At 66.4% G+C, this 20907-nt stretch carries 20 protein-coding genes and 3 pseudogenes; 13 read left to right on the top strand and 10 right to left on the bottom strand.

All coding sequences use genetic code 11. The features are described from left to right. Nucleotides 1-4: 4 nt before the first annotated feature. Both ACXDF8_RS25775 and ACXDF8_RS25770 read right to left on the bottom strand, forming a co-directional pair. Entirely contained in the window at nucleotides 5-337 is a 333-nt protein-coding gene (locus tag ACXDF8_RS25775; protein ID WP_457226098.1) for a cupin domain-containing protein, read from the bottom strand. A 15-nt stretch (nucleotides 338-352) separates the two neighbouring features. Next, nucleotides 353-787 carry a hypothetical protein gene (locus ACXDF8_RS25770; protein ID WP_457226097.1) on the bottom strand — a complete coding sequence of 145 codons (435 nt, stop codon included), beginning with the start codon at nucleotides 785-787 and terminating at the stop codon, nucleotides 353-355. Between the two features lie 91 nt (nucleotides 788-878). On the opposite strand from ACXDF8_RS25770, the gene ACXDF8_RS25765 reads away from it, so the two are divergent. Beyond that, nucleotides 879-1073, top strand: a complete 195-nt coding sequence (locus ACXDF8_RS25765) for a hypothetical protein (protein ID WP_457226096.1) — start codon at nucleotides 879-881, stop codon at nucleotides 1071-1073. Nucleotides 1074-1082: 9 nt separating this feature from the next. On the opposite strand, the gene ACXDF8_RS25760 is transcribed toward ACXDF8_RS25765, so the two are convergent. Then, nucleotides 1083-1283, bottom strand: a complete 201-nt coding sequence (locus ACXDF8_RS25760) for a hypothetical protein (RefSeq protein ID WP_457226095.1) — start codon at nucleotides 1281-1283, stop codon at nucleotides 1083-1085. Nucleotides 1284-1575: 292 nt separating this feature from the next. Here ACXDF8_RS25760 and ACXDF8_RS25755 point away from each other — a divergent pair, with 292 nt between their 5' ends. The 3 genes from ACXDF8_RS25755 to ACXDF8_RS25745 are packed head-to-tail and all read left to right on the top strand — an operon-like array spanning nucleotide 1576 to nucleotide 4822. Then, nucleotides 1576-2787, top strand: a complete 1212-nt coding sequence (locus ACXDF8_RS25755; protein WP_457226094.1) for a PP2C family protein-serine/threonine phosphatase — start codon at nucleotides 1576-1578, stop codon at nucleotides 2785-2787. Continuing rightward, on the top strand, nucleotides 2784-4376 hold the full coding sequence (locus tag ACXDF8_RS25750; protein WP_457226093.1) for a sensor histidine kinase: 1593 nt from the start codon (nucleotides 2784-2786) through the stop codon (nucleotides 4374-4376). The genes ACXDF8_RS25755 and ACXDF8_RS25750 overlap by 4 nt, the downstream gene beginning before the upstream one ends. Continuing rightward, nucleotides 4373-4822, top strand: a complete 450-nt coding sequence (locus ACXDF8_RS25745) for a response regulator (protein ID WP_457226092.1) — start codon at nucleotides 4373-4375, stop codon at nucleotides 4820-4822. Before ACXDF8_RS25750 ends, ACXDF8_RS25745 begins: the two co-directional genes overlap by 4 nt. Nucleotides 4823-4867: 45 nt before the next feature. Here the strand turns inward: ACXDF8_RS25745 and ACXDF8_RS25740 are convergent, their stop codons facing one another. Together ACXDF8_RS25740 and ACXDF8_RS25735 are read right to left on the bottom strand one after the other, a co-directional pair. Then, nucleotides 4868-5791, bottom strand: a complete 924-nt coding sequence (locus tag ACXDF8_RS25740; RefSeq protein ID WP_457226091.1) for a CE1 family esterase — start codon at nucleotides 5789-5791, stop codon at nucleotides 4868-4870. Nucleotides 5792-5814: 23 nt separating this feature from the next. After that, on the bottom strand, nucleotides 5815-6573 hold the full coding sequence (locus tag ACXDF8_RS25735; RefSeq protein WP_457226090.1) for a ribonuclease T2 family protein: 759 nt from the start codon (nucleotides 6571-6573) through the stop codon (nucleotides 5815-5817). A gap of 86 nt (nucleotides 6574-6659) precedes the next feature. Here ACXDF8_RS25735 and ACXDF8_RS25730 point away from each other — a divergent pair, with 86 nt between their 5' ends. The 6 genes from ACXDF8_RS25730 (at nucleotide 6660) to ACXDF8_RS25705 (ending at nucleotide 14919) form a co-directional block, all read left to right on the top strand. Beyond that, nucleotides 6660-8717 carry a hypothetical protein gene (locus ACXDF8_RS25730; RefSeq protein ID WP_457226089.1) on the top strand — a complete coding sequence of 686 codons (2058 nt, stop codon included), beginning with the start codon at nucleotides 6660-6662 and terminating at the stop codon, nucleotides 8715-8717. Beyond that, on the top strand, nucleotides 8710-10044 hold the full coding sequence (locus ACXDF8_RS25725) for a hypothetical protein (protein ID WP_457226088.1): 1335 nt from the start codon (nucleotides 8710-8712) through the stop codon (nucleotides 10042-10044). Before ACXDF8_RS25730 ends, ACXDF8_RS25725 begins: the two co-directional genes overlap by 8 nt. Before the next feature lie 344 nt (nucleotides 10045-10388). Continuing rightward, entirely contained in the window at nucleotides 10389-11801 is a 1413-nt protein-coding gene (locus ACXDF8_RS25720; RefSeq protein WP_457226087.1) for a glycoside hydrolase family 183 protein, read from the top strand. Between the two features lie 126 nt (nucleotides 11802-11927). After that, a complete protein-coding gene (locus tag ACXDF8_RS25715) occupies nucleotides 11928-12755 on the top strand; it encodes an ANTAR domain-containing protein (RefSeq protein WP_457226086.1) in 828 nt (275 codons plus the stop codon). 94 nt (nucleotides 12756-12849) lie between these two features. Continuing rightward, complete coding sequence (locus ACXDF8_RS25710; protein ID WP_457226085.1) at nucleotides 12850-14511, top strand: serine hydrolase domain-containing protein; 1662 nt, start codon at nucleotides 12850-12852, stop codon at nucleotides 14509-14511. Between the two features lie 108 nt (nucleotides 14512-14619). Further along, the gene (locus tag ACXDF8_RS25705; RefSeq protein WP_457226084.1) at nucleotides 14620-14919 is read left to right on the top strand and encodes a hypothetical protein; all 300 of its coding nucleotides are present in this window, start codon (nucleotides 14620-14622) and stop codon (nucleotides 14917-14919) included. A gap of 73 nt (nucleotides 14920-14992) precedes the next feature. Here the strand turns inward: ACXDF8_RS25705 and ACXDF8_RS25700 are convergent, their stop codons facing one another. Together ACXDF8_RS25700 and ACXDF8_RS25695 are read right to left on the bottom strand one after the other, a co-directional pair. Then, nucleotides 14993-15706, bottom strand: coding sequence for a hypothetical protein (locus ACXDF8_RS25700; RefSeq protein WP_457226083.1), 714 nt, complete (start codon nucleotides 15704-15706; stop codon nucleotides 14993-14995). Between the two features lie 117 nt (nucleotides 15707-15823). Further along, nucleotides 15824-17338: a multicopper oxidase family protein gene (locus tag ACXDF8_RS25695; RefSeq protein ID WP_457226082.1), complete on the bottom strand. Its 1515-nt coding sequence runs from the start codon at nucleotides 17336-17338 to the stop codon at nucleotides 15824-15826. A 148-nt stretch (nucleotides 17339-17486) separates the two neighbouring features. Between ACXDF8_RS25695 and ACXDF8_RS25690 the strand changes: the two are divergent. Continuing rightward, nucleotides 17487-17670, top strand: a pseudogene (locus tag ACXDF8_RS25690) (response regulator); the annotation flags it as partial. Between the two features lie 164 nt (nucleotides 17671-17834). Beyond that, nucleotides 17835-18101, top strand: a pseudogene (locus tag ACXDF8_RS25685) (sensor histidine kinase); the annotation flags it as partial. A gap of 351 nt (nucleotides 18102-18452) precedes the next feature. Here ACXDF8_RS25685 and ACXDF8_RS25680 read toward each other — a convergent pair. Beyond that, entirely contained in the window at nucleotides 18453-19196 is a 744-nt protein-coding gene (locus ACXDF8_RS25680; RefSeq protein WP_457226081.1) for a DUF305 domain-containing protein, read from the bottom strand. A gap of 157 nt (nucleotides 19197-19353) precedes the next feature. Between ACXDF8_RS25680 and ACXDF8_RS25675 the strand changes: the two genes are divergently transcribed. After that, complete coding sequence (locus ACXDF8_RS25675) at nucleotides 19354-19758, top strand: DUF302 domain-containing protein (RefSeq protein ID WP_457226105.1); 405 nt, start codon at nucleotides 19354-19356, stop codon at nucleotides 19756-19758. Here ACXDF8_RS25675 and ACXDF8_RS25670 read toward each other — a convergent pair. Both ACXDF8_RS25670 and ACXDF8_RS25665 read right to left on the bottom strand, forming a co-directional pair. Continuing rightward, nucleotides 19755-19955: pseudogene (locus ACXDF8_RS25670) on the bottom strand (hypothetical protein); the annotation flags it as partial. The gene ACXDF8_RS25675 and the pseudogene ACXDF8_RS25670 sit on opposite strands and share 4 nt — an antisense overlap. A 34-nt stretch (nucleotides 19956-19989) precedes the next feature. Next, nucleotides 19990-20823, bottom strand: coding sequence for a hypothetical protein (locus ACXDF8_RS25665; RefSeq protein ID WP_457226080.1), 834 nt, complete (start codon nucleotides 20821-20823; stop codon nucleotides 19990-19992). Nucleotides 20824-20907: the final 84 nt, after the last annotated feature.

Raw genomic sequence — 20907 nt, 5'->3', positions numbered from 1 at the left:
CGCCTTAGCTGTCGGCGAGCACCGTCAACAGCACCACCGAGTCGTCGACGGCGTGCAGACCGTGCCGTTCGCGTGGAACCACCAGCAGATCGCCGGCGGACCCCTCCCAGCTCTCGGCGTCCGTCGCCAACCGGACATTCCCGCGCAGCACCTGCAGCGTGGTCTCTCCCGGCGTGTGATGCTCGCTAAGATCGCGGCCGGCCGCCAACGCGATCAGGGTCTGGCGCAGCGCATGATCGTGCCCCCCGTGCACGGTGTGGGCCGACCGACCGCTGTTCGACGACCGGGCAGCGGCCAGGTGTTCATCGGCCAACCTCGATAGCGACACCGAATCCATCGTTCCTCCAAGCTTTTACGGGTTGAGCAGCAGAACGCCACTGGCGAGCAGCGCTACCACCTTGACGATTTCGAAGACCACATAGACGTAATGCGCCCGCGACCGGCCGACCTCCGCCTGGGCGGCGTCGGCAAGAACGGCATCGGAGCGGCGGGTGAGATAGGGCCGCACCCCGATCACCTGGGCCAGCAGCGCTCCGATGGCCACCAGCGCTGCCACGATGACAGCGATGGTCGGCGTTCCCGCCACGAGAGCGACGACGACGATTGCCGCCAGCACGATCTCGCACGCGTTCAGCGCCCGGAACACCAGCCGCCCGATACCGAGGCCCACCTGGACGGTGACGCCGGGAGCCCGGAACTTCAGCGGTGCCTCGAGAAACGAGATGGCGAGCACCATTCCGAGCCAGACGAACGTCGCGGCAGTTGCTACCGCCATCGAGCGGTCCACCGTGTCCCCTCACTGCCTGGTCCGGCCCGTGCTGTGTGGGCCCGTACCCACTGTGCCATCCTGAGCCCGCCGCGCGCGCCATCATGGAGTGATGAGCGGGGATCCGGTGGCGCAGCTTCAGCGTTGGCAGGACGCCGGTGCACACTGGGCGGTCGTCGACGGGTGCGATCACAGCGTGACGGTGGCGCTGTATCGGTGCGATGGAGGCGAAGAGGTCGACCGGTTCACCTCCGCGGACCCTGCACTGCTGGATTTTGTGCGCAGGCGAGAGAGCAGCTTCGAGTGACGGTGACGGTCAGAGCTGGATGAACCCACCGTTCCACCACACGCCCCAGCCGGACAGGTCGGCGTTCCACACCACCGGCAGCCACGGCGCCCACGGCGGCCCGGAAGGGCCCGGGGGGTCGGCCTGGGCAGCGCCGGCACCGACCAGCACGATCGCCAGGCCTGCCACGCAACCGAACGTCATGTGCGTGATCTTCTGCAGGATTCTCATGTGTCGATTCCTCCGAGGATGACCTGTACCCCGCCGCCCTTCTCCGGTAGACACGGCGGCAGCGACCTCGAGGGAGCTGGTAGGTGCGGCGCACGGTACCCGGGCCCCAGCACTGTGATCTGCCTGCTGCAGGCGAGCGACGGGCGGCTGCTGACCGGATCGGCGCGCCGCTGACCGGCGGAGTCACCCACGCGAGTTGGGCGCAGCGCGGGCAAGCCGGTAGAGTCGTCCCGTTGTCTTGTCACAATCTAGGTCAAAGCGCGGCCAGTCTGACATAAGGACTGATGACCCTATGCGCGCACGTTATGACCCACAGGCGTTGAATCCCTCCGGCTTCGCCGGAGCGACCAACCGTTCCATCGCCGTCCTGCTCATCGAGGATGACGAGGGAGATGCGGTGCTGGTCGAAGAACTGATCGCCGACGCCGGGGCCGACATCACCGTCGACTGGGCTCCATCGATGTCCGTCGCGGAGGACAAGCTGTCCATCACCCGCCCCGACTGCGTGCTGCTCGACCTGAATCTGCCCGATGCCCACGGCATCTCGGCCGTCGACCGGATCGCCAAGCGCGACGCCACCATCCCGATCGTCGTGCTCACCGGGCTCAACGACGAACACTTCGGGGTATCGGCAATGGCGTCCGGGGCGCAGGACTACCTGGTGAAGGGGCTCGTCGGACCCGAGACCCTGCACCGGTCGCTGTTGTACGCCATGGAACGAAAGCGTGCCGAGCTCACCGCCGTCGATCTGCACACCAGCCAGGCACGGGCTCAGGAGAACGCCCGGCTGGAGCGAGCGCTGCTCCCGCTGCCGCTGCTGGCCGAAGAACCGAGCGTCGAGATCGTCACCCAATACCGGCCCAGCCGCGAGAACGCGTTGCTCGGCGGCGACTTCTACGACGTGGTGCAAACTCCCGACGGCACTGTGCACGTCATGGTCGGTGACGTGTCCGGACACGGCCCGGACGAGGCTGCTCTCGGCGCGGCACTGCGAATTGCTTGGCGTGCGTTGACGTTCGCCGGCTTACGCGGCAACGACCGGATGCGCCGACTCGAGCAGATCCTGCGTGCCGAGCGAGCCGGCACCGGAATATTCGCCACCGTGCTCAGTGTCGCGCTGTGGCCCGACGGACGGGGGTTCACCGCCGTACGGGCCGGCCACCCCGGGATGCTGTTACACGGTCCCGGCACAGTCGAGTGGATCGAGCCGCCAGCTGGCCCGGCGCTGGGCCTGGGTGCGCAGCAGTGGCCGCAGAACGAGCTGGAACTACCGGACGGGCACGGCCTGGTGTTGCTCACCGACGGCCTCTTCGAAGGCCACGCCGGCGGCGGTGAACAAAGACTCGGCGAAGATGGGCTGCTCGAGCTGGCTCGCTCGGTGGCCGCACTGCCCGGCGGGGCATTCGTCGACGCACTCATCCAGGGCGCCGAAGAGCTCGCCCAATCCCACGGCGGAATCAGCGACGACATCGCGGTACTCCGCGTCGAACGGACTCGCCGATGAGCCAACCGGTGATCAACCAGCGGCGATCGTCGCTGACGGTGTGGGGCTGGCTCACCGTCGTCCTGCTCACCATGGGCGTGGTGGTGCTCGCCGGTGCGCTGGGCGGCGCGGTCCTACTCAACCGCACCGACGATGTGAGCCGGCAGCTGATCGAGGACATCCAGCCGGCCCGTGTCGCTGCCTATCGGCTGCAGGCCGCGCTGCGCGATCAGGAGACCGCCGTGCGCGGCTACGTCATCGCCGCCGATTCGCAGTTCCTGGAGCCCTACTACGACGGGCAGCGCACCGAACAGGCTGCCGCACAAACCATCCGCGAACTGCTCGCCGGGCGCCAAGATCTGCTCGGCGACCTCGACGCGCTCGAACAGGCATCGATCGAATGGCGCACCCGGTACGCCGAACCGTTGATCGCTAGCGTCACCCCCGGCAAGCCTGGCTTGGTGAACAACGCGACGGCCGAAGCCGGCAAGGCGCGGTTCGACTCGCTCAGAACACTATTCGACCAGCAGAACACGGACTTGGCGACCGCCAGGACCGTGGCGGTCGGCGACCTAGACACCGCCCGTGCCTGGCGCGACTGCGTACTGGCGGCGATGATCGCCGCATTCCTGATCGCCGGGTTCTTGATGGCAATCCTGGTGCGCAATGCCGTCACTCAGCCGCTGGAGGCCCTGGCGGCAGCGTGCCGACGCATCACCGACGGCAGCTTCGACGAGACGATCGTTCCGCAGGGGCCCAAGGACATTCGCGCGATCGCCACCGACGTCGAGAACATGCGCCGTCGTATCGTCGACGAGCTGGAGGCCGCCGGCGCGGCCCGCACCCGACTCGACGAACAGGCAGCCGAGTTGCGCCGATCCAACTCCGAACTCGAACAGTTCGCCTACGTCGCCTCCCATGACCTGCAGGAGCCGCTGCGCAAGGTCGCGTCGTTCTGTCAGCTCCTGGAGAAGCGCTACGGCGATCAACTCGACGAACGCGGCACGCAATACATCGCCTTCGCCGTCGATGGAGCCAAGCGCATGCAGATCCTCATCAACGACCTGCTCACGTTCTCCCGTGTGGGGCGGCTGAACACCACGCTCTCCGACGTCCAACTCGACTCCACGCTGGAGAGCGCGCTGGCCAATGTCGCCACCTCCATCGATGAGACCGGGGCGCAGATAACCCGGGTGACGCCGCTGCCGCGGGTGATGGGCGACGCGACGCTGCTGACGATGCTCTGGCAGAACCTGGTGAGCAACGCCGTGAAGTTCCGCCGTGAGGACGCCTCCCCCGCCATCACCATCTCCTGCGAACCGGGCGGGGGCGAGCACGACGGACAATGGATGTTCACCTTCTCCGACAACGGTATCGGTATCGAGGACGAGTTCGTCGACAAGGTGTTCGTCATCTTCCAGCGACTGCACGGCCGTGATGCCTACGCCGGCACCGGAATCGGGCTGGCGCTGGTCAAGAAGATCGTCGAATACCACGGCGGCGCCATCTGGATCGACACCTCCTACGACGGCGGCACCTGTTTCCGTTTCACGTTGCCCGTCATGACCGCACCCGAACACGAGCCGCAAATGGAAGGAACCACTTCATGACCGACAACAGTCGCGCGATCGACGTCCTACTCATCGAGGACGACCCCGGAGACGAGCTGATCACCCGGGAAGCGTTCGAACACAACAAGCTCAGCAATACCCTGCACGTGGTGCACGACGGGCAGGAAGGGTTGGACTACCTGTACCGGCGCGGAGAATTCGCCGATGCCCCGCGCCCGGACCTGATCCTGCTCGACCTCAACCTGCCCAAGTACGACGGCCGACAGCTGCTCGAAATTATCAAGTCCGACAACGACCTGTGCCACATCCCGGTGGTCGTGCTGACCACTTCCTCAGCCGAGGAGGACATCCTGCGCAGCTACAAGCTGCACGCCAACGCCTACGTCACCAAGCCAGTCGACCTCGATCAGTTCATGAGCGCGGTGCGCCAGATCGACGAGTTCTTCGTGCAGGTCGTGCGGTTGCCGGGCGGCCAGCCCCGGTAGGAAGACTCACCGGCGCGTAGCACCCCGAACAGCTTCCGCCGCCAATCATGGCCGCGCGGCGAAGAACTGGGCGCTGGCCTGGGATGCGTCGAAGCCACCCAACGGCCAGATGTGGCCGCCGCCTTCAACACTCACAAACGCCACTTCGGCGCCACCCGCGCACCCCACTGCTATCAGGCTGGTGATGCCGGGGCCGGCGTTCGGCACGGGCGCCGGACACGTATCGGCGGCCCGCCACCGCTCGGCCATCACCGGGGCCGCCACCACGTCGCTGGGGCCGCCCCGGCCGACCATCGGACCTCCGTTGTAGGGCACTACCGGATCCGCATTGCCGTGCACCGCAAGCACCGACACCGGTCGCGACGGGCTGCACGGAACCGTCGAGCTCAACGTGCCGGCAACGGGTGCGATCGCGCCGACCAGGTCCGCCCGCGCGCACGCCAGCCGCGTGGTCATGAACGCACCTGCCGACATGCCAGTGACGAACACCCGCCCCGGAGCAATACCGAATTCGCGGCTGAGGCGGACGATGAGCGCCGCCAGAAAGCCGACGTCATCGACGCCCTGCCGATCGGGGATAGACGCACCGCGCCCGTCGGCCCAGCTCAGATCGATACCGTCCGGGTAGGCGACGACGAACCCGTGCTGGTCGGCTACCGCGTCATAGCCGGTCACCGCCTGCTGGTCGCGGCCGGTCTGCCCGGCGCCGTGCAGGTTGAGCACCAGCGCATTCGGGGGACCCGGCGGGACGTGAACGATGTACGTGCGCTGCAGCGTCCCGAACGTCAGCACTCCGGGGGGATCGACACTGGCCGACGCCGGCCCCGCACCCACCCCGCCACCCAGCACCAGCCCGACGAGGAACGCTGTCACGCGGCGGATCACCACCGCAGTATGCCTCCCGGCACCTCGGACCAACGTGCGGTCACGCCCCGGGTCACCGGCCCGCCATGTGCTGGTCACGGGCATGTCATACACCGTCTCACCCGGGCTCAGGGCACCAAGCCACGGCGGCAGCCGGGGAAGATCGTGGGCGCCTTCCCGAGCAGCTGGCTCGGCGCCAGGTCTTTCGATGTGGACCGCAACTCGGCGACGGGAGGAAGAGACACGTGGACCTCGTAGGCCACCATGCCGACGCTGTCGGCCTCTCGGCAATTCATGCCGATCCGGTTACCCGCTTGGCCGCCGAACGCTGCAACCATCCGGTTGCGCACCGCGCTCAGCGTCACCTCGCCGCCCTCCGCTGCCCGAAAGACCGGGTCGAGTACCGCAGTCAGCTGTTCGGTCAGGGTCGTGGCGACCGTGAAGTAGTCCGCCGGCGGCAAACCCGAGCAGCTGCCGTGCGCCGACCACTCGTGCGGCGCCATGATGGCGGCGTCCGACATCATGGACCGCAGATCGGTCTGCAGCTGTGCGGGCAGGTTCAGTGCCGAAAGACCCGGGCTTTGACCGCCGTCGCGGCGTACACCGCAGAACTGCTGCGTCGGCGGCTGCGGCCACAGACCGTGCAGGATGAGCGCCGGCCCCAGGGCTCTGACGTGACCGCTCCGGCAGCCGGGGTTGGCGGGATCGACCTTGCACAGACTGGGCCCCCACGTGAGCACGAGCAGGCTCGAGTCACTGTCGGACGCCACGGTTTTGGCCGGGCCGTGCGGGCGGTCGACCACGACGACGCTGAAGACGACGGCAGCGACGACCACCGCCCCCAATGCCGCCGATATGGACAATACGGCCGCGTCGCCTCGCCGCATGCGGTACAGCTTGTCACGACCGCGCGTCAGCGTTGAAGGATTGCCGAAGGTCAGATGCTGTTGCCGCCTCCGAAGGTCGCCGCACCGTGAACGAGATCGACCGCTGGTTCGATCGCGCCGCACGCGGCCGGACGCGGGTGCCCTCGTTGTACGCAAGCCTGCTCACCGGCCGGGTCGGCGCCTACCTTGCCTACCGGTTGCGCTATCCGCTGCTGCTGTCCACGGCACAGTTTGCGGTGCACGTCGCGGAGTTCTACCTGATCCTCGCCAGCCTCGGCGGCATGGCGGCCTTCACCGTCATGATGCTGCGGGTCGGCAGCCTGATGGTCGGCGGTGCATGGTGGGGCCTGCTGGAGGTCATGCGCGGGCGGCTCCGCCGGTTCGCGCGGTCCGGCGAAAAGGATGCGGCCGGGTACGAAGTGGGCAGCTGGCTGGTCCTTGCCGCAGTCCTGGGCGTCATCACGACGATCGTGGGAGGGCTGGCACTGACAGCGCTTCGCCCCTCCGGCGACGAGGCCGCGGTCGCGCACCTGTACGGGTTCCTGATCGTGGTGGAGGTCGCGCTCAATTTCCCGGTGCGCGCCCTGCATTCAGGGGTCTACGCGACTCGACGGGTGTACCGGCCGCGGTGGTCGATTTTCGCGTCGCCACTGGTCCAGTTGGCGGTGATCGGGCTCGGCTTCTACTACTACCCCGCGGTCGCGATCATCACGGCGATCATCGCGTCGAATGCCATCGCCATCGCGCTCACCGTCCGCTACGCACTTCAGGCCTACCGACTGATCGGATTTCATCCGAAACTGCGAAACCGGTCGCAGGCCCTGTGGCGGCTGCTGCCGAAGATCCCGCCATGGCAGGGCACCAAGGCCATGCTGTCCGGACTGGGACTACGGCTGGACGCGGTGCTCGTTCTGGCCGTCGTCGGCATCTACGGAACCAATACCCGCTCATTCGACCTCACCGCGGCGGTCGCGGCCTGGCGTCACGTCGATACCTTCCGGTTCTTCTATCTGATTCTGCCGCTGTTTCGCGGCTCCTACGAGTCAGCCGGTATCTTCTACTTCGATTTCGTTCGGCTGCAAAGCCTTTCAAGTCTCTACGAGTTCCGGCGCGCGTTCTTCCATCGGCTCATGCTGGTGGCCCCACTTGCCGCGCTGTATTTCTGGGCGCTCGCCGCTGCGCTCGGAACCTACCTTCTCCAGGACGTCCCGCTGACCTTCTTGGTGGCACTCATCCCACTTTTTGTGGTGCGCAGCGTGATCGGCATCTACCAGATCCGGTTGTTCGCCGAGGGCCGCTCCGGAACCCACCTGGCAACCATGTTGTTCCTCGTCGTTCTGTTGTGGCTGGTGTGGATCAAGCCGGATCCGGCCTCGGATCTGATCCAGATCACCGCGGCCATGATCCTGCAGCTGATCCTGCTGATCAATCTGCAACATCTGCGGGACCGCCGATATCCACCGCTTCCCACGCTGCTCGCCGTGGGTGACTGGCTGCGCCGCCTGGCCCGCGAACCCGGGCCGGTGCGGCTGGGCGAGCTGACGATCCCGCAGTCGACGACGACCAAACAGCGGGCGGCCGCCGTCCTGCTGATCCGCGCGTCGTTCGACGGCCAGGGGTACGTGTCGTTCCGATCGCCGACGAGAATCAGCTACTACCACCGGGTGGTGGAACTCAGCGGGCCGCAGCCCCACGTGCTCGTGCAGGCCGCTACCGGCGCGGCGGTGAACCGCGGGGCACCGGCACCGTTCGGTACCGGGCGCGAGGCGTTCCGGCACTGGGCCCGGCGGGGCGATCGGGTCGACGCCCCTGCGGATCTGGCTGCCCTTACCCGCGCGTTCCGGTCGCTTTTCCCCGACTGGATCGTCGTGGACACGCAGACTCGTTCCGGGATGCGCGATATGCGTCGCCTCGATCAGGGCTTCCTGGCCAGGGCAGTCCCAGCCGTGACGAGAGCGCTCGAGGACGGAACCAGCACCGTCACACTGGCCGATCGCCAGATCACGCCAATTTATCGCCATGGCACGTTGCGGATGCTCCTGATCTCGCCACCTGACCCGGACGGCGCATCCTGCAGGCGGGTCCAGGATGCCGTGCGCGGCTGGGGGATCTGCTGGGCCGCAGGGAGTCTCGACGATGACTGATCCGCTCGACATTGCGGCGCGACTGGCCGATCCCAAGACCTATGAGGCCACCATCGTGCGGATTTTCGAGAAGAAGCGACAGCGCGGCTTGGCGTTCGACGAGATCGCCGACAATGGCGTGACCTATGCCGACACCGCCACCAACCGGCGTTCCCTGGCCCGGGCGATCGCACACACCGTGGCCAACGGCCAATACCGGCCACGGCCGGTCGATCTGTGGGTACTCGACACCAACGGTAAGCGCCGTGCCGCGCACCTGCCCGCCTTCACCGACCACGTCGTCGGGTCGGCGCTGTTCGCCCTGATCGCCCACAACGCCTGCTGCTACGGCCTGCCCGGCGTCTACTCCTATCTCCCTGGTACGACCAACGTCGCAGCGATCCGCGAGCTCGCGCGCTTCGTACGCGCTCATCGGGCCCGGGTCGGAAGCAAGGGGCCACCGCTGTATGTGCTGCAGTCCGACTTCGAACACTACGGTGACAACCTGCCCGTGGGACCCGACGCGGCACTATGGCCCATCGTCCGCGAGGTGGTGTCGCTGGGCAGCCCGACAGGTGCTGTGGCGCAGCCGGTCTGGGACCTCATCACCGCCTTGGCCCGTCCTGTGGTGCGTGACGAGGAGGGCACCCTGTTCAGCCGGATACGCGGGGTCGCCATGGGGACTCCCCTCGTGCCGATCCTGGCCAACCTTGCCGTGACGCCGATGGACCGGGCGATTCTGGACATCGACGGCATTTTCTACGCCCGCTACAACGACGATTTCCTGATCGCTCACTCCGAACTGGATGCACTGCATGAAGCCGATGCCCGGATCGACGCGCTCGCACCGGAACTCGGAGTCAGGCGCAAGCTCGCCAAGGAGCTCAGAACCGCGCTGAGCGCCACTGGGCGGCCATCTGCCGAGGACGCGGCCTACCGGGGGCGCGGGCGCATCGACTCCCTGGGGATGTCGGTGACCTACGCGGGCACGACGGCGGTGGGGCCGCATCGGCTGCGGCGCTTCGTTGCTCGCATCGCCGCCCGGATCGACGGCGCCGCGGCCGGGCTGCGGGCCTTTCCAGTTCGGGAGCGGGCTCACCAGCTCGTGTTGGCCACCAACGTCATGCTGGACGTGACCAGCCCGTTCGCGGTTGCCGGCCTGACGTCGCTGCTGGAGACCACCACCGACCGCGGGACGTTGAAAGACCTGGACTTCCGGATCGCCCGCAAGATCGTGCAGGCCGCGACCGGGCGCCGCGGTGTCGTCGGATTCCGCGTGCTGCCACCGGGGCAACTGCGTCAGGAGATGGGCCTGGTATCGCTGGTCAGCCTGCGCAACGCACGGTGAGAATCCAACGACCTTGCGCCCGTCGCGGCTGTGGGGTTCAATCGTCGCGAGGGCGCGGACCCCGCCTCGTGCGGCTTTCTCGAAGGACCACAGCGGCTGCGGCTTTCAGTCCTTCATTTTTTCGTTTTTCCCCGCGCCCTCGCCTGCGTCTGACGACGGGCACCCATCGAGCGACACTCGGCCAGCGACGACCGACTCGCGGCTGAGGTTGCGACACGGTCACGGGTCCATACCGTTCGGTGCACCAATGGTCACAGAACGCACACCAGTCCCTATCGTCACATTGAGCACTGCTTGCCACTGCCGCCGACCACCGTCGCCAATCCCCGTCCGAAAGGTATGTTGTGACTCCGCGCCCTCGCCTCCCTGCGCTGTCGATGGCGTCGGCGCTCGTCCTAGGCCTGTGCGTGGCAACAGGGATCGCACCGCCCGCCTCTGCGGAGCCCTGCGAAGGGGCGGCAGCCGAGGCGCAGCCCCTGCCGAATCAGGCGTTCCAGATTCCGAAGCCGTCGGCGATCGCCCCCTTCGACCGCCCCATCGGGCACAAGCCGGTCGGCGCGAACGACCAAGCGCCGCTGCCGAAGTTGGGTGAACTCATCAAGGCGCTCATCCCCAGCAGCAACCAGGTCCAGAAACAGGCTGCGGTCTCACCATCACCCAAGCCGGGAGCCGCCACCAGCCAGACCCCTGTCCAGGCTCAGCCCGCTCCGGCGCCGGCGGCCGCTGCCACCCCACCCTCGACCGCGCCACCGGGGACATCGCTCGTGGGCTGGGTGACCGGCCCGGACAGCCCGAACAAGACCATCCAGCGCTTCGCCATCACCGGTACCGACCTCGGAATCATGTGGGACAACGGCGATCCCAGTAACCGCCAGGTGCTGATGGCGTTCGGCGACACCAACGGCTACTGCCAGATCCCCGGAAAACAATGGCGCTACAACGTTCTGATGCGCACCTCGGACGGCGCGTTGTCCAACACGATCGCGGTGCCCGACGGGGTCGTCGGCAACAAATACTCCGGCGCGCCGGTCTGGCGCGAGGGCATCGCCAAACAAGTCGTCAACAGCATCAACACCGCACCCGAGGAAACCGGCATCATCCCGACCGCCGGGGTCGCCGTCGGGCAGCAGCAGTTCATGAACTTCATGTCGATCAAGAGCTGGGACAACAACGGAGCGTGGACCACCAACTTCTCGGCCATCGCCGTGTCCTCGGACAATGGCGAGACGTGGGGTGTCTACCCCGGCACGATCCGTACGCCCGACTCCGGCAATGAGAAGTTCCAGATGGGCGCGTTCCTCAAGCCGGGCCCTGGCGATCCGTACCTCTACACGTTCGGCACCCCCAACGGCCGTGGCGGCTCCGCCTACATCGCCCGGGTCAGTCCCGGCCTCGTCCCGGACCTGACCAAGTACGAGTACTGGAACTCCGACACCAACGCCTGGGTCCCCGGTAACCCGGCGGCAGCGACACCGGTCATCCCCGGCCCCGTCGGCGAGATGTCCGCCCAGTTCAACACCTATCTGAAGCAATATCTCGTGCTGTACTGCAACGGCAACAACGACGTGGTGATGCGCACGGCACCCGCCCCGCAGGGACCGTGGGGCCCCGAGCAGATGCTGGTCTCCTCGATGCAGATCCCCGGCGGCATCTACGCGCCGTTCCTGCACCCCTGGTCGACGGGCCGCGAGCTCTACTACAACCTGTCGCTGTGGTCGGCGTACAACGTGATGTTGATGCACACCGTGCTCCCCTGACGCCGGGGGCGTCGCAGTTCAGCGTCGCAGTACAGCGTCGCAGTACAGCCGTGACAAAACGGCCGGTCGGCGACTTATCGACCTAGTGCCGACACCTGCCTCTGCCAAAAGTGGGACACTCGCCTGATGGATCAGACCGACCCGCGTGTCGAGGACTCCATCCCCACCGATGTGCTGGATGGAATCGACACCGAGCAGGCGGCGGAGATCGTCGTCGAGGCGGCCGCCCGCAACAGCATGTCGCCCGCGGCCCTGGCTCGGATGCTGGTGGACGCCGGGCGCAGCATCGCCGACGAAGGCGACCTGCTGACCCTGTTGCAGCGGGTCACGGCGATTGCGCAGGAGGCTGTCGACGGGGCCGAGAGCACCGGGATCACCATCGACCTCGGTGGGTTGACCTACACCGCGGTGCACACCGATGAGCGGACCCTGCAGATCGACAGTGAGCAGTACGACGCCGGTGACGGCCCCTGCCTGCACGCCTCGCGCAACCGCACCACCGTGATGCTCGACTCCGGTGAGGCGATGGCCCGGTGGCCGGCCTTCGCTGTCGCCGCGCGTCGGCACGGGATCAACAGCTTCCTGGCCGCGCCACTGTTCACCGCCGAGCAGACGCTGGGCTCGTTCAACCTTTACGGACGCGCGGCGCACGCTTTCGACAGCATCGACGTCGAGATCCTCGATCTGCTGACCACGGCGGTGTCTCGGGCGATCGCCGACTTCGCCCGGTTCAAGACGGCTCGCGACACGGCCGAGTCGATCCAGCGGGTGTTGCAGTCAAGGGCGCCGATCGAGCAGGCCAAGGGCGTGCTGATGGCGATGCACGGCATCGACGCCGATGCAGCGTTCGACGTGCTGCGCAAGCAGAGCCAGCAGACCAACGTCCCGGTGCGCGTCCTCGCGGTGGATTTCCTGGACAAGGTCACCGGCCGCGACGCCGAACAGACCGGCTGACACGGCGCCGGGCCGCCACCGGCGTCGCTAAGCAGGGCGCTCCACTTAGCATACTGAGTATGTTGAATAGCCAGCCAGCTGGATCCACCGACGCATGACCGAATCAGCACGGGCGGTCATCTCCACGATTGCCGAGCATTGGGCCGTGCCCGGCGGCGTGGTCGTCGCCGTCGACCGGCAGCGTGAGTTGTTCTCCTACCACTTCGGCAAGGCCGACATCAGCGCGGGCATTCCCGTTGCACCACACCATCTGTTCGAAATCGGATCAATCAGCAAGGTGTTCAACGCGATCGCGGTCTTGCAGCTGGTGCGCCGCGGCCTGATCCGCCTCGACACCCCCGTCGGCGCCGTACTCGATTGGCTTCCCGAATCCCTGCGCGCCGAGGCGATCACCATCGAGCGGCTGCTGACGCACACGGCCGGCCTGGCGGCCAGCGTCGACGCACTGCCCGACGAACTCGCTCAGGTGGCGACGTTCGCCGGCAGTGTGTCGCCGGCCCGGCCGGGCACCTTCTTCCACTACTCCAACCTGGGGTTTCTCCTGCTGGGCCGGGCGGCCCGCGCGGTGTCCGGAAGTCCCATCACCTACCTAGTTCGCGACCACGTGCTGGCCCCCTTGCAGATGAACTCCACCATCACCTGCGTGACGCACGACGACTATGCGTCGCTGGCCCGCGGCTATCAGGCGTTGCACGACGATCGACCATGGGCTCCTGGCGAACCGCTGGTGCAGGCGCCGTGGCTGGAGGTTGCCGGCGCAGACGGTAATATCGCCGCGACCGCTTCGGACCTCGGTGTATTCGCGCGGATGTTGTTGGGGCGCGGAACCTTGGGCCGAGCGATGATCCTGTCCCCCGACGAGTTCGAGACCATGGTCGGCGCGACGGCCCCCGACGGCGAGGACGTCCTGCCCCTGCCCGGGGTTGCCACCACCGAGACCAGCCGATACGGGCTCGGCATCAACGTCGAGCGCGTGGCCGGGCGCACCGTGCTGTCACACGGCGGCGGCATGGTCGGCTACGCCTCGTTCCTGCTGGCCGATCTCGATGACGGCATCGCGGTCTGCGTACTGACCAATGCCAACGGCGACAGCCCGGTCGCCGAGGCGATCGCCCGCAGTGTCGCCGCTGAACTCAGAATCCCCAGTTGCGTCGACCTGGCGGGACTCACGCCACAGTGGTGGCCGACCAGTGTCGAGAGCGACGGTTACGTGGGCCGATTCGTCGACAGCGCTTCGGAATCCGATGACGCGCGGTCGATGACGGTCACCGTCGAAGAACGCAGCAGCGACCGCGTGCGGTTGGCCGTCGAATTCTCCGGCGGCCGGGAGCCGCTGCTTCGCACCTGGACCCGCGGCGCGGTGGTCAGGCACCGGTCACTGGCGAAGTTCTCGCTGACCTTTCGCGACGACGCATGGCATTGGGGTCCGCGGACGTTCAGCCGTTCTGGTACACCGATTGCAGCGGAATCATCTGCGGGAGAGATGAAGTCGTTCTGCGGCCACTATCGCTCCTACACCCCGTGGTTCACCAACTTCAGAGTGGTGTTACGCCAGGGCAGGCTGGTACTTATCGCTCCCGGCGGCGTCGAGGCACCCACCGACGACTGCGAGCTTGTTCCCTTGGGCGAACGGACTTTTCGGATCGGCGCCGACCCACGGCTGCCCGAGCGCATCACATTCGGTCCGCCGATCAACGGGTTGGTCGCCTGGGTGGAGCGCGACGGGTGCCGGTACTCCCGTGCGTTCACCGAGTGACGGTGGCAGGTAACGCTTGGCCCTCGGTTGGATCACGACCTTCGCTCGAACCCGCCGATTCACAGCTTCCGGTGGTGTGATCGAAGAACCGATTGAGGAGGTTGCGGCGTGGACGCGGTTGGAGTGCTGAGTTCTCTGCTCATCGCGACCGCCGCCCTCGCCGCGCTGGGCGGCTATATCGCAGGCGCGGCGCGCGAGCGCGACAGACGCCGCGCGAAGGGATACTTCGCGATCGGGGTTTTCACCGGGCTGCTCGGCGCCGCCGTGCTGCGCCGCCGACTCACCCGGGCACATGCCGTGCGCCTGGTCACCAGCAGACTGGCGCTACCGCAGCGATCGGATCATCCGTTGAGTCTGGTGGCGTCGACTCTGCAACGACGGGTGAGCCGGTCCGGCCTCAGCCGCTGAGACAAGTCCGTGGGCGTCAGCGTCGACCCACGTCCCTCAGGATTTGGCCGCGTCCACCCCAGAAGTGTTGGGTTCAGCTGTGGTCGTGGTGACCATCGTCGGTGTGGAGTCCCATATCGGTCACCGGACGTCCTGAGTCGGCGGGCACCGGCGAGGTAGCAGGGTTGGGCACCGCGGGTTTCGGCGGAGCAACGGAATCCGTGTGATCCGCATCGTGGTGATGGCCCTCCGCATGCGCTTCATGGGCAGCCGAGTGTTCTCCCTCCGCCTCGGCCACGTCGCCGTGATGGTGACCCTGAAGACCCGAAGCCAATCCCACCGCCACCGCACCAACCATCACAGCGTTCGCGCCGACCAACACAAGCGCCCTGCCGAAACCGCCAACATCTTCGGCACGGTAGCGCGTGAGCAACGCCCACCCAGCACCCATAACGACATAACACTGAAGCAACAGAACCGCGATCCCGGCGCCGTCCACCGCCTCAGGCTGGCCCCCGTGAGGCCCGAACGGGACACCCACCGTCCGCGACACGACCCACAGCGCGGCCGCCCCGGCATTCGCCACGAACCCGGCAGCGAGCACACCAGTCCCCGGCCTCGACCAGACGAGCAACGCCCAGAGCAGTTGGAACACCGCAACGCCGGCAAAGAATACGCCCGAGACCAACCAATCACGCCAATGCATCGGAGCGACCGCGAAGTGAATCACCGCCGCGCCAAGGGAAGCGACCGCCGCACACCGAGCAGACAATCGACGATCAGGCTTCGTCGCTTCCTTTGCCTTCACGGCTTGACCCTGACATACCAATCCTGACGCGCACGAGCATCAGTGCATAACAGTCGGGTTCCAACTTCGCAGCGCGAGCGCAGCGGAGGCTGCCCGGGTTTGCGGCTGGGTGTCGTATCAGCCGGTGTAGTTCAGCGTGGTCATCATCCCGGCATCCATGTGATATCCGTTGTGGCAGTGCAACATCCAGATTCCGGGATTGTCGGCGACGAGCCTGACGGTCACGGCCTGCATCGGCTTGACGATGACGGTGTCCTTGCGCGGCCCGGCACTGCCGTCGGCCTTGATCACCTGATAGGTATGGCCGTGCAGATGCATCGGATGCCACATCATGGTCCGGTTGGCGAAGGTCAAAGTGGCGTGCTGGCCCTGCTTTACGGTCAGCGGGATGGTCTGGTCGTAGGGTCGGCCGTTGATCATCCAGTCGTAGTGCATCATCGTGCCCGACAGCCGCGCCTGCAGTGCGTGGTCACTGTTGGTGGGCAGCTGCACTTGCGGTGTGGCAGTGAACGTGTCGACGGTCCCGACCCGACCCGTCAGTTGCGGGGGTCGGAAGCCGGCATCGGGGGCGCTTCCGGCGCCGGTGGACAACAGTGCGCGGGCGACGGCGTTCTTGCCCTCAGCCGCAGCCACCAACGGGAACACTCCGTCGCCAGCGGTCACGATGACGTCGTAGCGCTCCCCCATGCCCAGCAGCAGCGCGTCGACCTCGGTGGGGACCACCGGGAAGCCGTCGGTGTGGGTCACCGTCATCCGATGTCCGGCCAGGGCGACCCGGAAGGCGGTGTCGGCAGCGGCGTTGATGATGCGGATGCGGACGCGCTGTCCCGGCTTGGCGGTGAAGGTGCTCGCAGCCGCGGGGATTCGCCCGTTGATGAGGTAGTACGGGTAGCTGACGTCACCGCTGTCTCCTCCCAGCAGATCACTGCCGCCACCGCCCATGCCCGGCATGTTGCCCATCCCACCGGGCATTCCCGGCATGGAGCCGCCGCCCATGCCCATCGAGCGCAGTCCGTTGAAGATCTGCTCAGGACTTGGACCGACCCCGGATGTCCAGTCGTCGAGCATCACGATCCACTCGGCGTCGTAGCGGCCCGGCTCGGTCGGATCGTCGATGATGACCGGTACGTACAGGCCGAAGTCGGTGTCCAGCCCGGTGTGGGGATGCGCCCAATACGTTCCGGGGTACGGAGAGCTGAATCGATAGGTGAAACTCGATCCTGGCGCGATGTTGGGCGTGGCCGGGGAGGCGCCGTCCATATCGTTGCGCAAGGCGATGCCGTGCCAGTGCACCGACGACGGGTGATCCAGACCGTTGTCGACGGAGACGGCGATCTCGTCGCCGACGTTGGCCCGGATCAAGGGTCCAGGAATCTGGCTGTTGTAGGCCAGCGTGCGGGCTGTGGTTCCGCCCAGGTCGATATCGGCCGAGCCAGCGGCCAGCCGTGCGGTGACCGTCTTGCCTGTGTGCGGCCGGGCAGCTTCCGCTGCGGCGATGGCATCCGGCGCAATCGTGCCGCTGGGGGCACTGGCGGGAGTGGAGCGGCTACAGGCCGCCAAAGCCGCGCCGCCGAGGACGCTGGCGGCCAAGAAGCCGCGCCGCGTCATACCTGCAGGGGTCCGTCGACTCATCACCGATCCCGTCGTCTCGAAGGTTCCCTTTCACACTGCTCTGCTGTCCCGAGACGTTTGGTGTTGGTTTTGTGAAGGTTCGCTCAACAGCCGGGACTTGCGCCATAGGACGGCACCATGAAAAACACGGACGCCATATCGAAGGCAGCTCGATCTGGGATTGCCGGGATTGAACGGCGTGGAGGTGTGCCGCCAACTGCGGGGCGTTCTCCGATGCCCACCTCGTGATGCTGACCGCTCGCGATACCGAAGTGGACTCAATCGTCGGCTTGCCGGGCGACGCAGACGACTACATCACGAAGCCCTTCGTTCCACGGGAGCTGCTCGCCCGAGGCCTATCTCTGGAAGCCGTGTAGGACGGTGTGAAACCCCTCGACCAGCCGACCATCGCGACGCTGCGCGAACAGACCGGTCGATTGGTCCGCTTCTCCGCCGATGCCGCTGCGCGGGCCCAGGCCGAAGATTTCCACGCCAGCACTGCCCCCCGGCTGGGTGGATGCCGGTGATGTCGCCACGACTGGCACAGGTCCTGGGAAACCTCCTCGACAACGCGCTACGTCACACCCCTGCCGGCGGGCACGTCACCCTCACCGCCGCGAGGGCGGCCACCCACGTGGTGTTCACCGTCGCCCACGACGGAGACGGGATCGTGTCCGAGCATCTGCCGCACATCTTCGAGTACTTCTATCGCGCCGATTCGGCCGGCGACCGAGGGCACGGGGGCTCCGGCATCGGACTGGCCATCGTTAAGGCACTGGCCGAAGCCCACGGCGGCTACGTCAGCGTGGACAGCCACGGACCCGGAACCGGCACCAAATTCAGGGGTTTCTCTGCCCATCCAACTGGCAGGCGGAACCTCTCGCGGCAATCAACGCGACGCTGGCTCTACCATGGCATAACCGGCCTGCTGCACAGCATCCCGAACCGAGCTAGCTGTCAGGCCGCCGGAACTAGTCACGATCACCGTCGAATCACCCTGTGGAACACGACTAATCGCCACGTCGGTCACGGTGTCGAGTGCTTCCACAGTTCAGTGGTGACTGTGCGAACGCAATGCTCACACGTCATGCCACGCGCACCAGAAGGGTCAGCGTCTGCAACATCTAGACCCTCTCTACAACGAGCTCAGGATCTGATTCATGGTGTCGATCTCCTTCTGCTGGCTGGTGGCGATCGACTTGGCCAGTGCAACAGCGTCAGGGAACTGACCGTTCTTGATCTCGTTCTGCGCCATGGTGATTGCGCCCTGGTGGTGCTTGATCATCTGGGTCAAGAACAACTTGCTGGCCTCGACCCCCTGGGCGTTCTTCAGTGCGTCCATGTCGGCCGGCGACATCATCCCGTCCATACCGGGCATGTCGCCCATGCCAGGCATGCCTGGCATCATCGAGCCACTGGGCATCATTGAGCCATTGGGCATGGTAGTGGTCGTGGGTGATGCGCTAGCGTTGTCGGATCCGTGCATGCCACCATGATCCGACGGCGCGTTCCCCGGCATACCGGGCATTCCCGGCATACCGCCCATGCCCCACTGATTCAGCCAGCCCTGCATCTGCTCGATCTCCGGGCCCTGGGCCGCCTTGATCTGCTTGGCCAGGTCCACCACCCGCGGGTCGATGCCCTGCTTGGCCAGGATCATGTCGCTCATCTCAACCGCCTGCTGATGATGCGGAATCATCATGTGCGCGAACTGCATGTCGGCCTGGTTGTGCGCAACCGCCGGCGCCGTCGACGACGTCTGAACCGACGACGAGGCCACCGACGACGCCTCTTTGGTCGCCGAGTTGCTGCACGCCCCCAAGGCGGCCACCGCGGCCAGCGCAGCCACCCCGGTCACCACATTCCCTGTCTTTTTCACAACGTTCCTTCCGTAGATCAGCCTGTCGGTCTTCGGCTTCCAGCCTTGCTGCGTTGGGTAGGGCTGTCCTAGTCGTTCTGTGAAGATTCGATAAAGAACTGTCCTCGCGGCCCATAGTCCACAAGGTCGACACGAGATTCGGAGGAAGCTGGTGCCTATATCCATTGCCATCTCGACATCACTGCAGACACCCTTCGCCGATGCGGTGGCCCGCACCCGCGAAGCCCTAGCCGATCAGGGTTTCGGGGTGCTCACCGAGATCGACATGAAGGCCACCCTGAAGAAGAAGCTCGACACAGACATGGAGGACTACCTGATCCTCGGGGCCTGCAACCCTCCGCTGGCCCACCGGGCGGTGGGCATCGACCGTCAGATCGGGCTGTTGTTGCCGTGCAACGTCGTGGTGCGGGCCGATCCTGCCGATGCCACCCGGGTTCTGGTTGAGGCGATGGATCCGCAGGTGCTGATGCAGGTGACCGGCGACGAGGGGCTGCAGGAGGTTGCCGACGAGGTCGCGGGCAAGCTTCGTGCGGCGATCGACGCCGTAGGGGCCCCGTCCTAGACACCCGGCGATGTCTTCTCGGTCGTTGGGGCCGGCGGCGAGGGCAGCTTGAGCCGTTTGAGCATCAAGGCGTTGACCGCGACGATCAGGCTTGAACCCGACATTGACAGCGCGGCGATCTCCGGGCGTAGCACCAGTCCGAATGCGGGCTGGAAGACGCCGGCGGCGATCGGAAGCGCGATGACGTTGTAGCCCAACGTTGCAGCTCGGCCTCGTCGCAGAAGTGGCAATTCAGCCGTGGTCGTGGTGACCGCCGCCAGTCGCCTCCCCCGCATCCGTCCCAGGCACTCCAGACTCCTGGGGGACCACGACAGAAGACGGCAGCGGCACAGAAGCGTCCGGTGCGACGAGGGATGTCGAATGCTGGTGACCATCGTCGGTGTGGAGTCCCATATCGGTCACCGGACGTCCTGAGTCGGCGGGCACCGGCGAGGTAGCAGGGTTGGGCACCGCGGGTTTCGGCGGAGCAACGGAATCCGTGTGATCCGCATCGTGGTGATGGCCCTCCGCATGCGCTTCATGGGCAGCCGAGTGTTCTCCCTCCGCCTCGGCCACGTCGCCGTGATGGTGACCCTGAAGACCCGAAGCCAATCCCACCGCCACCGCACCAACCATCACAGCGTTCGCGCCGACCAACACAAGCGCCCTGCCGAAACCGCCAACATCTTCGGCACGGTAGCGCGTGAGCAACGCCCACCCAGCACCCATAACGACATAACACTGAAGCAACAGAACCGCGATCCCGGCGCCGTCCACCGCCTCAGGCTGGCCCCCGTGAGGCCCGAACGGGACACCCACCGTCCGCGACACGACCCACAGCGCGGCCGCCCCGGCATTCGCCACGAACCCGGCAGCGAGCACACCAGTCCCCGGCCTCGACCAGACGAGCAACGCCCAGAGCAGTTGGAACACCGCAACGCCGGCAAAGAATACGCCCGAGACCAACCAATCACGCCAATGCATCGGAGCGACCGCGAAGTGAATCACCGCCGCGCCAAGGGAAGCGACCGCCGCACACCGAGCAGACAATCGACGATCAGGCTTCGTCGCTTCCTTTGCCTTCACGGCTTGACCCTGACATACCAATCCTGACGCGCACGAGCATCAGTGCATAACAGTCGGGTTCCAACTTCGCAGCGCGAGCGCAGC

Source organism: Mycolicibacterium sp. CBM1 (assembly GCF_054073305.1).
The sequence above is the reverse complement of the archived record's forward strand: the minus strand, read 5'-3'. Positions and strand labels throughout refer to the sequence as shown.